9 protein-coding genes are annotated in these 11889 nt (G+C 62.7%); 4 read left to right on the top strand and 5 right to left on the bottom strand.

All coding sequences use genetic code 11. The annotated features are described in order from the left end of the window. Positions 1 to 64 precede the first annotated feature (64 nt). Entirely contained in the window at positions 65 to 385 is a 321-nt protein-coding gene (locus AC0V7N_RS32085) for a hypothetical protein (protein WP_475452252.1), read from the bottom strand. 329 nt (positions 386 to 714) lie between these two features. Between AC0V7N_RS32085 and AC0V7N_RS32080 the strand changes: the two genes are divergently transcribed. Next, entirely contained in the window at positions 715 to 2160 is a 1446-nt protein-coding gene (locus AC0V7N_RS32080) for a DHA2 family efflux MFS transporter permease subunit (RefSeq protein WP_475452251.1), read from the top strand. 164 nt (positions 2161 to 2324) lie between these two features. Here AC0V7N_RS32080 and AC0V7N_RS32075 read toward each other — a convergent pair whose 3' ends face one another. The 3 genes from AC0V7N_RS32075 to AC0V7N_RS32065 form a co-directional block, all read right to left on the bottom strand. Beyond that, positions 2325 to 3002 carry an outer membrane protein gene (locus AC0V7N_RS32075; RefSeq protein WP_475452250.1) on the bottom strand — a complete coding sequence of 226 codons (678 nt, stop codon included), beginning with the start codon at positions 3000 to 3002 and terminating at the stop codon, positions 2325 to 2327. 177 nt (positions 3003 to 3179) lie between these two features. Then, the gene (locus AC0V7N_RS32070; RefSeq protein ID WP_475452249.1) at positions 3180 to 5072 is read right to left on the bottom strand and encodes an ABC transporter ATP-binding protein; all 1893 of its coding nucleotides are present in this window, start codon (positions 5070 to 5072) and stop codon (positions 3180 to 3182) included. Beyond that, on the bottom strand, positions 5072 to 6922 hold the full coding sequence (locus tag AC0V7N_RS32065; protein WP_475460587.1) for an ABC transporter ATP-binding protein: 1851 nt from the start codon (positions 6920 to 6922) through the stop codon (positions 5072 to 5074). Before AC0V7N_RS32065 ends, AC0V7N_RS32070 begins: the two co-directional genes overlap by 1 nt. A 358-nt stretch (positions 6923 to 7280) precedes the next feature. Between AC0V7N_RS32065 and AC0V7N_RS32060 the strand changes: the two genes are divergently transcribed. Continuing rightward, complete coding sequence (locus AC0V7N_RS32060; protein WP_475452248.1) at positions 7281 to 8627, top strand: NAD(P)/FAD-dependent oxidoreductase; 1347 nt, start codon at positions 7281 to 7283, stop codon at positions 8625 to 8627. Between the two features lie 32 nt (positions 8628 to 8659). Here AC0V7N_RS32060 and AC0V7N_RS32055 read toward each other — a convergent pair whose 3' ends face one another. Further along, positions 8660 to 10090, bottom strand: coding sequence for an NAD-dependent succinate-semialdehyde dehydrogenase (locus AC0V7N_RS32055; protein ID WP_475452247.1), 1431 nt, complete (start codon positions 10088 to 10090; stop codon positions 8660 to 8662). Between the two features lie 134 nt (positions 10091 to 10224). Here AC0V7N_RS32055 and AC0V7N_RS32050 point away from each other — a divergent pair, with 134 nt between their 5' ends. Beyond that, on the top strand, positions 10225 to 10881 hold the full coding sequence (locus tag AC0V7N_RS32050) for a GntR family transcriptional regulator (RefSeq protein WP_475452246.1): 657 nt from the start codon (positions 10225 to 10227) through the stop codon (positions 10879 to 10881). A 3-nt stretch (positions 10882 to 10884) separates the two neighbouring features. Next, positions 10885 to 11877: a proline racemase family protein gene (locus tag AC0V7N_RS32045; protein WP_475452245.1), complete on the top strand. Its 993-nt coding sequence runs from the start codon at positions 10885 to 10887 to the stop codon at positions 11875 to 11877. The last annotated feature ends 12 nt before the right edge of the window (positions 11878 to 11889 follow it).

Below are 11889 nucleotides of genomic sequence, written 5' to 3'. Positions count from 1 at the left end.
GCCTCCTCACTGCACATGTTCCTTCACGAAATCGGGACGGAGCGTCGTGCGGTGCGGTCAGCAATCAGGGGCCGTGGGGACCGCACAGATCGAGCGTCCAGGCGATGGTTCCGCAGAAGTCGCCGACGTAGCCATGGTAACTGCCGTAGCCATTGTAGTAGCTGTCCATCCGGCCATTGTCGGTGGCCGAATTCTCGGCGGTCCAACCGCCGCCTACCCAGCCGCCATGGCCTCCATGTCCACCGTTCGTATGGCCGCCATGTGCAGCGGTGAGTTGGACAAAGTGGTGCCTGACGACGGCCGCATCGGCGACAGTGGCAAACGGGATCGCGCTCGTGGCCAAGGTCAGCAGGATGGAGCTGACGAATACGAGTTGCTTTTTCATGGGAATATCTCCTTTCCGTTCCAGAGATATGGGGAGGAAAGCCGTCCCTTGCCGGACACGTTCCTTCACGAAACCGGGACGGACGCTCGCTGTACTGTGCGGCGTCCTTGGGCGATATCGGATGGCGTCTCTGGTCTGGCTGGTGCCCCGTCAATTCACGGCGCCGGTCAAGATTTGTTGACTTCCGGCAGGGTCGAAATGACTACCCCCAACCTATTTGTCGGACCATAAGACGGCCGTGCGATCAGGCTCCGGCTGGCTGGCACATGGGGCAATCTTGCCTTTGGACGGGGATGCGCCACTTTGGCTAGAGACTATAAGCCGCTCGCATGACGGAATTGGCCGGAGCATTGGAACAGCCTCAATTTGCCACCGAGCGTGATCCGCGGCTGAGGCTGATCATCCCGATCATCGTCGCCATCGCCTTTCTGATGGAGCAGCTGGATTCCACCATCATTACCACAGCGATCCCGGCCATCGCGCAAAGCCTCGACACGACGCCGGTCCGGCTCAATCTGGCGATCACCACCTACATTCTGACGCTTGCCGTGTTCATTCCCGTCAGCGGCTGGTTCGCCGACAGGTTCGGCGCGCGCAGGGTGTTCGCGCTGGCGCTGTTCACTTTCACCCTTGGCTCGGCGCTGTGCGGCGTGGCCAACAGTTTCGGCATGCTGCTGGCCATGCGCGCGCTGCAGGGGCTGGGCGGCGCCATGATGACGCCGGTCGGGCGGCTGATTCTGCTGCGCAGCTTTCCGCGCAGCGGACTGATCACCGCCATGACCTACATGACCTTGCCGGCCATCATGGGGCCGGTCATCGGGCCGCTGCTCGGCGGCCTGCTCACCACCTATGCGTCGTGGCGCTGGATATTCTACGTCAACGTGCTGTTTGGCTGCATTGGCATTCTGGCGGCACTGCGCTTCGTCGACGATTTCCATGAGGACGCGGTGCAGCGCTTCGACTTCGCCGGATTCCTGATGGTAGGGTTCGGCGTCGCATTGCTGCAATTCGGACTGGAAAGCATCGGCCCGCCGATCATTCCCGTTTCCGCGACGGTGCTGGTGTTGGCCGCTTCCGCTCTGCTGCTGCTCGCCTTCGGACGCTACGCGCGCCGCGTCGTGGCGCCGGCCGTCGACCTGACGCTGTTTCGCTTTCGCTCCTTCTGGGTAGGCACGCTTGCCGGCGGCCTGTGCCGTGTCGGCCTCAATGGCGTGCCGTTCCTGCTGCCGCTGATGCTGCAACTCGGCTTCGGCATGAGCCCGGTCACGTCAGGCTCGCTGACATTCGTCGGCAGCTTCGGCGCCTTGCTGATGCGGCCGCTGCTGTCGCCGCTGCTGCGGCGCTTTGGCTTCAGTGTCGTGCTGATTGGCAGCGCCATCGTCGGCTCCGCCGCCGTGGCCGGTTTCGCCCTGATGGGCCCCGATACGCCGCATTGGATGATCGGTGTCTATGTCTTCCTGTTCGGCATCGTCCGCTCGGCGCAGTTCATGACCTCCAACACCCTGTCCTACGCCGACCTGCCGGCGGACAAGCTCAGCCGCGCCACCAGCCTCGGCGGCGTGCTGCAGCAGCTCAGCGTTTCGCTCGGCGTTTCAATCGCCGCCATGCTGCTGGGTCTGATTGCAGGGGAGACCCACGTGCTGACGCCGGAGCGCTTTCACCAGGTGTTCCTGCTGACCGCGATCATCCCGCTGATCTCCATTCCCGGATTTCTGTACCTGCGCGCCGAGGATGGCGTGCAGGTCAGCGGTCACGTCAGGGGAATTCGCAAATAGAAGGCGTGGGGGAAAGCGCCTGTCCGGTCCTAACTCTGCCGGCACGGGTCGCGTCGCTCTGCCGACCGCAGCGCGGCACCAATTGCAGCTCCGGCCGGGGTAGCCCACAAAGCTAGCGCAAGATCAGGTTGAATATCGGTGAGAAGCAGCGCTTGGAAAGAGGCTCAGAATTTGTATGCCATGCCGAGGCGGATGTCGTGGCTGTGCAAATCTACATCTATCCCGGATGATGACAAGCTCTTGCTGCCAAAATCGGTGTAGCGATATTCCACCCGCCCGACCCAGTTGTCGGTGAATGCGTATTCTGTACCTACACCCAACGTCCAGCCGACATGGGTACTGGTACCGCCATTGTCGAATACGGCACCATTATCCAAGCCTTTGTACTCGATACTTCCAATCGCCACACCACCTGCAATGTAGGGAAGAAATCGGTCGACCGCATAGCCAAGCCTGCCGCGCACTGCACCAGACCATTTCAAGTCGACATCGCTCTGAAACTCTGAACCAAACGGGACCCCGGCGCTTGTGAAGTAACCGGCTCCGCCCTTCATGTCGCTATAAGCGAGATCAGCGTCCAGACCGACAACCACATTGTTGGACATCTGGTAGTTATAGCCGACGTAGACACCGCCGATGAAACCATCAACCTTGGGTGAGGTGTTGTCTCCATTGTCGTATGTCGAGTCGGACTTACCCCAGCCGTAGCCAGCCTGTAAGCCGACATAACCGCCGGTCCATACGAAACCGGCGGGCACCACTTCCGGGACAACCGCATCTGCTGCAAAGCCGTTGCCGGCAATCGCGAGCAAAAAGCCTGAGGTGAGCAGAATGCGTTTCATTTGATATCCCCTGTTGCCAACAAGATAGCATAGGCACTCGGGGTTGAGATTAAGAGACAACCGATTAACACCACGTGTTGCGTTGTCGCCACAATGCTACTTGGCGGTGAGACTAAAAAGCGCCTAGGTCGATGCATGAATTGTTAAGGCAGCCGAGTGAGGCGCACGAAGCACCCCTCACGTCGCTTTGCCGACCGCCGCGTCCATTCCCATCTCTTCCTGCGAAATGTCGTCGAAGGAAGCGTAGTTCATGTTGTAGAGGCGGGCGTAGAGGCCCTTCCTCTGCATCAGCTGTTCGTGGTTGCCGCTTTCGACGATCTCGCCATTCTGCAGCACGATGATGCGGTCGGCGCCGCGGATGGTGGCGAGCCGATGGGCGATGACCAGACCGGTGCGGCCCTCCAGCAGTTTGATCAGCGCCTTCTGGATCAGCATCTCGGTGTAGGAATCGATACTGGCCGTGGCCTCGTCGAGCACCAGGATCTTGGCGTCGGCCACCAGCGCCCGTGCAAAACTGATCAGCTGGCGCTGGCCGAGCGAGAGGTTGCCGCCGCGTTGCTCGAGTTCGGTGTCGTAGCCATCGGGCAGATCCTCGATGAAGTCGTGCGCACCGACGGCTTGTGCCGCGCGCACCACTTCCTCGCGGCTGGCGCCGGTCTTGTGGTAGCGGATGTTTTCCAGCACCGTGCCGGAGAACAGGAACGGCTCCTGCAGCACCATGGCCACCTGATCGCCGAGTGAATCCTGCGTCAGGTCGCGCACGTCATGCCCGCCGACCAGGACTTCTCCCGACCAGACATCATAGAAGCGGTGCACCAGCGCCATGGAACTCGATTTACCCGATCCGGTCGGGCCGACGAGCGCGACCGTCTCGCCCGGATTGACGCGGAAGGAGATGTTCTTCAGCACCGGCTGGTTCTGCCGGTAGCCGAAGGTGACGTTCCTGAATTCGACCGAGCCGTCCATGTCGCGCGACAGCGCCACCGCATTGTCCTTGTCGCTGACATCCACTGGCACGTCGAGCACTTCGGAGATGCGCTGGCCCGAAGCCATGGCGCGCTGCATGACGCTGTACTGCATGGTGAGCGAGCGGATCGGGTCGAAGAAGCGCTGGATGTAGAACAGGAACGCCACCATGACGCCGACATCGAGGCTGTGCGACAGCACCATCGAACCGCCGACAACGATGACCGTCGCCATGGCGATGCCGGTCAGCGTGTCGACGATCGGCACCATCACCTGCGCGTATCTCGCCGAGCGCAGATGGGCGTTGAGATTGGCCAGCACCTTCTCGTCATAGAGGTCGAAATTGACATGCTGGCGTTCCAGGCTCTGCACAGTGCGCACGCCGTGGATGCCTTCGGCCAGCGCACCATTGGCGATGGAGTTGGTCTCGTGCGCGGCCATGAAGGCGACCTTGGCGCGCGGCAGCCAGAACAGACGCACGATGAACAGCACCGGCATGGTCGACAGCGTCAAGAGTCCGAGCCGAAAATCGAGCCAGAGCAGGACGGTGACGATGCCGAACAGCAGCACGATGTCGCCCACCGACATCACCGAGGTCTCGAGGAATTCCTGCATCGAATTGACGTCGCCTTGCAGGCGCGACATCAGCCGGCCGACCTCGGTCTTGTCCATGAAGCTCAGCGACACACGCTGCAGATGGCTGAACATGGCGCGGCGCAGATCGGACAGCACATTCTCGGCCACCTTGCCGACGACGCTTTCCTGCACATGGCTGGCGGCATAGTTGATCAGGATGATCACGGTGAAAGCGACGATCGCGGAGATCATCACCGAACGGTCGAGCTTGCCCGGAGCCATGCCGTGGTCGATGGCGTAGCGGATGACCAGCGGGATCGCCAGCTGCGTCAGCGTGAACACCAGCACCGCGGCGACCGAGATGAAGATCCGGCCCTGATAGGGGCTGACGAAGCTCCAGATGCGCCTGATGATGCGCGGATCATAGGCCTTGCCGAAAACCTCTTCCTCGTCGCGATGCGAGCCGACAACCGCCTTGGTCGGCCGCCCGCTTTTGTCGTCCTTCTCGTCGTCGTCCTGCGTCGACATCATGCGGCTCCCTCGAGCCGGTCGTCGTCCGGCCGCAGCTGCAGGTCGTAAAGCGCGCGATAGCGTCCGCCGAACGCCAGCAACTCCTCATGCGTGCCGCGTTCGACGATGCGGCCGCCTTCGACGAACAGGATCTGGTCGGCATGCATCAGCGAACTCAGCCGGTGCGAGATGATCAGCGTCACGCGATCCCTGGCGAAGCGCTTCATCGCCGCGCGGATACGCTGCTCCGTGCCGGCGTCGATGGCCGCGGTGGAATCGTCGAAGACCAGAACAGAAGGCCGCAGCATCAGGCTGCGGGCGATGGTCAGGCGCTGCCGCTGGCCGCCGGAAAGCGATGCGCCGCGCTCGCCGACGACCGTGGTGTAGCCCGCCGGAAGGCCGATAATGTAGTTGTGCAACTGGGCATATTCGGCGGCCTGGCCGATGCGGGTCTCGCGCGCCCAAGGGTTGCCATAGGCGATGTTGTTCTCGATCGAGGTGGTGAACAGGAAGGCGTCCTGTTGCACGACGCCGACCACCTTGCGCAGCGATTGCAGGGTGACCTTGCGAATGTCCTGGCCGTCGATTGTGATCGCGCCTGACGTCACGTCGTAGAAGCGCGGGATTAGATGCGCGATGGTCGACTTGCCGCTTCCCGGCGGGCCGACAATGCCGATCGTCTCGCCGGGCCTCGCCTCGAAGGAGATGCCGGACAGCGTCGGGCGGTCGCCAGCGCCCTCATAGCGGAAGCCGACATTGTCGAAGCGCAGCACGCCCGCGGTGATGACGAGATCCCTGGCATCGGGTGCATCCTTGATGTCGAGTTCGGTGTCGAGCAGTTCGAACAGCCGCGTGCCGCAGGTCGAGGCGCGCGCGAACGAGTTGACCATCAGGCCGAGCTGGCGCACCGGCATCTGCAGGATGGTCATGAAGGTGAGGAACTGCGCCAGCGTGCCGACGCTGATCTGGCCCGCTATCACCTTCTGGCCGCCGAACCACAGCACCAGGCCCATGGCGGCCAGGAAGGAAAAGTTCATGGCGCTGGTGTTGGAGACGCGGATGTCGACACGCTCATTGGCCAGCTCCAGCGCATCCTGCTTGGCACGGTCGAATTTTTTGAGCTCATGGCGCTGCGCCGCGAAGGCGCGCACGACACGGATGCCGCCGAGATTCTCGTCCATCACCCGGCTCAGCACCGACAGCCGCTCCTGCAGCGTCAGCCAGGTGCTGCGCAGTTTGAGCTGGGTCACCGAGGATCGCCAGGCGACGAATGGCACGAAGCTCAGGCTGAGCAGGCCGAGCACCAGATCGGTGCTGATCAAGAGATAGGCGCCGACGCCAATCAGCACGCCGAGCAGCACCACGCGCAGGATGCCGGTGGAAAAGAACATGCGCACGCCGTCGAGATCGAGCAGCCCGAGCGTGATGAGATCGCCGGTATGGACCTTGTCGTGGTAGGAAAAGCTCAGGCGCTGGATCTTTTCGTAGAAAGCGAGCCGCAGCTCATAGCCGGTCCGGTGGCCGACGGCTTCGCCATAGTAGTTCTGCGCCATGGTGAAGAGGCCGCGCAGGATGCTGACGACGAGCAGCGTCAGCGCCGTGTTCCACAGCGCCTGCTCGGCAGCGGTGCCGGCGCCCGCGGCCATCACGCCTTGCGCCTGGTCGATGGCGCGTCCCAGCAGGCGTGGAATGAAAAGCTGCAGCGTTGCGGCGATGAAGGTCGAGACGAGGGTGATGGCGACCTGCCAGGGATGGCGCAGCGTCATGCGCACGATGCGCAGCAAGGTGCCGAGGCCCTTGCCCCAGGAGGCTTCCGCCACATGGGCAAACGATTTGCCGCGCTTCGCCGCGCCGCTGGTTGCATCCATTGCCAAGGAAAATATCCAGTCCAATCCGGACATTAGCCCGGACGAATGAAGCAGACTCAGTTCTGATGACGCGATGTTACGCGTGTCCGACTTGACCCTTCAAGGGGCCAATGGCGGCATCGCACTGTGCCTGAGAAGCGGTACCGCTACTGGGCGCTTGCGGCCTTGCTGCCAAAGTTCATGGGAGGGCGTCGAGGCGACTGGCATAAACAATTCTATGGCATTGACGCGCAGATTCTCCAGCTCGACCCAGCGTTGACGGACTATCAGTTCTGTCACGCATCGCCGACATCCACGGAGGCGGCCAGTCCGGCAGCGAGGGCCGGCACCGCCGTGAATAGCAAGAGGGCAGTCTTCTTTGACAAATTTTCCCTTCACCGAAGCCATGCCGATCCAGTTTCAAGCGCCGTTGCCGAAGGCTTCGGAGGTTGTGGTCATCGGCGGTGGTGTGATCGGCGTGACCACGGCTTTGTTCCTGGCGCGACGGAACATTTCGGTGACATTGCTGGAAAAGGGGCGCATCGCCGGCGAGCAATCGTCGCGCAACTGGGGCTGGATCCGGCAGCAAGGTCGCGACGCCGCTGAACTGCCAGTTGTCATCGAAGCGCAACGCCTCTGGCGTCAACTGGCCGAAGAGTGCGGCGAAGACATCGGGTTGAAGCAGACGGGCGTCACCTATCTTGCGCGAACGGACAAGGAGATGGCCCGCTTCGGAAAGTTCCTGAAGATTGCTCGGATCCACGGCGTCGACACACGTCTCCTTGACCAAGGCGAGACAGCCAGGCTGATCCCGGCCATGTCGCGCTCTTTCAAGGGCGCAATGACCACACCATCGGACATGCGCGCCGAGCCCTGGGTCGCGGTGCCGGCGCTTGCTCGGCTGGCCGCCCGAGAGGGCGTCACGATCATCGAGAATTGTGCTGCGCGTCTGCTCGACATATCGGCCGGACGCATCAGCGGGGTCTGGACCGAGCAGGGCCGTATCGCCACCTCGAACGCTGTCGTCGCGAGTGGTGCTTGGACGTCGCTCTTCCTGCGCGCACACGGCGTCTCCATCCCGCAGCTCAGCGTCAGGGCGACCGTCGCAGCGACCGAACCCATGCCCGAAATCCATGCGGGCGCCGTCGCTGACGACCACATCGCATTCCGGCGACGGCAGGATGGCGGTTACACGCTGGCATCGGGAGGCTCCAATCAACTCTATGTCGGGCCTGACGCGTTTCGTCACGCGCGCAAATATGCTCGCGCGCTGATGGCCAATCCCTTTGGCACCCACTATTTGCCGGCGGCGCCGCGAGGGTTTCCGGACAGCTGGTCAACCCCACGCAAGTGGAACGCCGACGAGGAAAGCCCGTTCGAACGGATGCGCATCCTCAATCCCGCCCCCAAAACCTCGGCGCTGCGCGACATCGACCGCGAATTCACGGCACTTTTCCCGCAGTTCAAGACAGTGCCGATCAAGGTGAGCTGGGCGGGCATGATCGATGCAATGCCGGATGTCGTGCCGATCGTTGATCGTGCCGCCGAAATTCCGGGTCTCGTCATCGCCACCGGGATGAGCGGTCACGGCTTCGGCATCGGCCCCGGCATGGGCCGTATCGTGTCCGACCTCGTCCAGGGAAACGAGATCGGACATAATCTTCACAGGTTCCGTCAATCCCGGTTCAGCGACGGCAGCCCGATCGAGCTGGGCCCCAGTCTCTAGATCGGGCCGTCGCGTGTCGCGGTCTGCCGCCGCTACATTTCCGTCACGAACTTCGTCCGCAGATAGGCGTCGAGGCCTTCGATGCCGCTCTCCGAGCCATAGCCGGATTCGTTGACGCCGCCGAACGGCGTTTCCGGCGTCGACACCATCATATGGTTGACGCCGACCATGCCGGCCTCGAGTGCCGCCTCCGTCTTCTGGGCGAGGCTGAGATTGCGGGTGAAGACGAAGGAAGCCAGCCCGTAAGGCAGCGAATTTGCCCGCTCGATCATGTCGTCGAAGGTGGAGAAGGTGGTGGTCGGCGCGATCGGCCCGAACGGCTCCTCCGACATGATACGCGCCGTGTCCGGCACATCCTTCAGCAATGTCGGTGCGTAGAAATAGCCCTTGTTGCCGATCCGCTTACCGCCGGTGACGACGCTCGCGCCCTTCGCCGTCGCATCGCTGACGAAACCGTCCATGGCGTCGAGCCGCCGGGGCGCGATCATCGGACCCATCTGTACGCTCGTGTCGAGGCCGTCGCCGATCTTGAGCTTTTCGGCGCGCGCGGCGAAACCGTCGATGAAGCGGTCATAGACAGCCTCGTGCACATAGAAGCGGGTCGGCGAGGTGCACACCTGGCCGGCATTGCGGAACTTGAAGGTAACGACCGTATCGAGCGTCTTGTCGAGGTCGGCGTCCTCATAGACGATGACCGGGGCGTGGCCGCCGAGCTCCATGGTGCAGCGCTTCAGCGTCTCCGCCGCCTGCTTCTGCAGCAGCTTGCCAACCGCGGTCGAGCCGGTCAGCGAGACCTTCTTCGGGATCGGCGAGGCGATGAGATAGGACGAGACCTTGGCCGGCTCGCCGAACACGATGTTGAGCACGCCCGCCGGCAGGCCGGCGTCCTGGAAGCAGCGGGCGATGGCGACCGCGGTTCCCGGCGTTTCCTCCGCCGGCTTCAGGATGATCGAGCAGCCGGCGCCGAGCGCGCCCGAAATCTTGCGGATGACATTGCTGGCGGGAAAATTCCAGGCGGCGAAGGCGACGACCGGGCCGACCGGTTCCTTGAAGACCATCTGCCGCACGCCGGGCAGCCGGGCAGGGACGATGCGGCCATAGGCGCGCTTGCCTTCCTCGGCATACCAGCGGGTTGCGTCCGCCGCGAACTGCACCTCGCCGGTGGCCTCGGCCAGCGCCTTGCCGTTTTCCATCGTCAGGATACGGGCGATGGTGTCCTTGCGCTGCTCGATCAGGTCGGCGGCCTTGTCCATGATCGCCCAGCGCTGCATCGCGGTCATCGTCTTCCACAGCTTGAAGCCTTTGAGCGAGGCCGCGAGAGCCCGGTCGAGATCGGCCTCCGTGGCATGCGGCACGGTTGCCAGCACCTCCTCGGTGGCGGGATTGATCAGCGTTTCGGACTTGCCCTCCGACCCCTGGCGCCACACGCCGTCAATCAGCAGCTCGATCGTCTCTGGATACATGTCCTGGCCCTTTCAGCCCGGCGGGGCGCGGAAGCCGCCGGCAGATTTCACGTCACAAGAAAGTTTCCGCGATGGCTTGACCTGTACATTGTATACAGTATGGTGTCGACGTGATTTTAGCGCGCATACAGAAATTGTCGGTCGCCATCCCGGAGAATCTCGCCGAGATGCTCGAGGAAGAGATCATCTTCGGCCGCCTCAAGTCGCGGGAGCGGTTGACCGAGGAAATGGTCGCCGCGCGTTACGGCGTCAGCCGGTCGCCGGTGCGCGAGGCGCTGAGGCTGCTCGAGCGCGACGGCCTGGTGATGCGTGAGGCCAGGCGTGGCATCTGGGTCTCGCCGATGTCGCAACGCGATTTCGACGAGGTCTATACCTGTCGCATCGAACTCGAAGGGCTGGTTGCCAAGCAGGCGGCCGAATCCGCCGACATCGAGAAGAAGGCCGAGTTCAAGAGCCTGTTGTCGGAGCTGAAGCAGGCCCAGGCCAGGAACGATGCGCGGCAGTTCTTCATCGTCGACGTGCGCGGCTCTTTCCTGACCTACACGCTGGCCGGCAACAAGACGCTGACGCGCCTGCTTGGCGGGCTGGAAAAGCAGGCCTTGCGCTACCGCTATCACGCCTACGAGCAGGATCCGAAGATCATCCAGCTGTCGCTGGACGACACGGCCCGCATCTATGATGCCATCACCGCGGGCGATGGCGAAAGCGCCAAGGCGATGACCGAAAACCTCATCCGGGAAATCTGGCAAAGCATGCGGGCCGGCATTCGCGACGCCTTCGGAGAGGGCTAGGTCGTGTCCAGTTTCTCGTCAGCGTTCAGCGTCATCGATTCTCATACTGCCGGCCATCCGACGCGCGTCATCCTGAGCGGCATTCCGAAACTTTCCGGTTCCAGCGTGCGGGAGAAGCGCGACCATTTCCGTCAGCGCTTCGACCATCTTCGCCCGGCACTGCTGCATGAGCCGCGCGGCCATGCGGCCATGGTCGGTCTCGTGCCGGTCTCCTCTGAAGTCGCCGACTACGGTGCGTTCTTCATCTCGTCCTATGTCTATCTCGATATGTGCGGTCACGGCACGATTGGCCTTGCCAGGACGCTGGCCTTCACAGGCCAGATTTCTGTCGAAACGGGCGACAGCTTCACGCTGGAAACGCCGGCGGGCATCGTGACCGTTCATCTGATCTGGAACGAAGACGGTTCGCTGGACCGCGTGCGGATCGCCAATGTCCCGAGCTATGTCGGAGTGGAGCACTTGAGCGTTTCCGTCGAAGGCGTCGGCAAGGTCGATGCCGCGATCGTCTACGCCGGCATGTGGTACGCGCTGGTGGACGCCGCGCCACTCGGCTTCAAGCTGGTCCCGGACAACGCATTGGCCTTGATGCAGGCCGGCGCCAGGATCAAGGACGCGATCAAGGCGGCGACGAAGGATCTGCCGCTGCTGACGGGCGCGGCCGCGCCGAGCGTGCTGTTCCACGATGCCGACAGCGCGCATTCGGCGACGCATTTCCTCGTCCTGGAATCCAACAAGTTCGACCGCTCGCCATGTGGCACCGGTACATCGGCGCGCCTGACCTACATGCTCGAGAAGGGGCTGATCGGTCCCGACCAGACTTACCACGCCAGGAACATTTTCGGCATTCCGTTCGAGGCACGCCTGCAACGGCGCGTCGAGGAGCAAGGCCGCGAGGCGATGATCATCGAGATCGAGGGCTCGGCCTTCATCACCTCGACCCAGACAATCTACTTCGAGAAGAGCGACCCTCTCTCGAAGGGATTTCTAGCCCGGTAATCACTAAAAACT

Source organism: Mesorhizobium kamtschaticum (genome assembly GCF_056174585.1).
Note: the sequence above shows the minus strand (reverse complement) of the source record. Positions and strands in the feature narration are given on the sequence as shown.

What these genes read in the sequence shown, in the direction of transcription:
- AC0V7N_RS32065 (WP_475460587.1), bottom strand. Translation starts at nt 6,922, where the DNA reads ATGGATGCAACCAGCGGCGCGGCGAAGCGCGGCAAATCGTTTGCCCAT.
- AC0V7N_RS32070 (WP_475452249.1), bottom strand. Translation starts at nt 5,072, where the DNA reads ATGTCGACGCAGGACGACGACGAGAAGGACGACAAAAGCGGGCGGCCG.
- AC0V7N_RS32055 (WP_475452247.1), bottom strand. Translation starts at nt 10,090, where the DNA reads ATGTATCCAGAGACGATCGAGCTGCTGATTGACGGCGTGTGGCGCCAG.
- AC0V7N_RS32080 (WP_475452251.1), top strand. Translation starts at nt 715, where the DNA reads ATGACGGAATTGGCCGGAGCATTGGAACAGCCTCAATTTGCCACCGAG.
- AC0V7N_RS32075 (WP_475452250.1), bottom strand. Translation starts at nt 3,002, where the DNA reads ATGAAACGCATTCTGCTCACCTCAGGCTTTTTGCTCGCGATTGCCGGC.
- AC0V7N_RS32085 (WP_475452252.1), bottom strand. Translation starts at nt 385, where the DNA reads ATGAAAAAGCAACTCGTATTCGTCAGCTCCATCCTGCTGACCTTGGCC.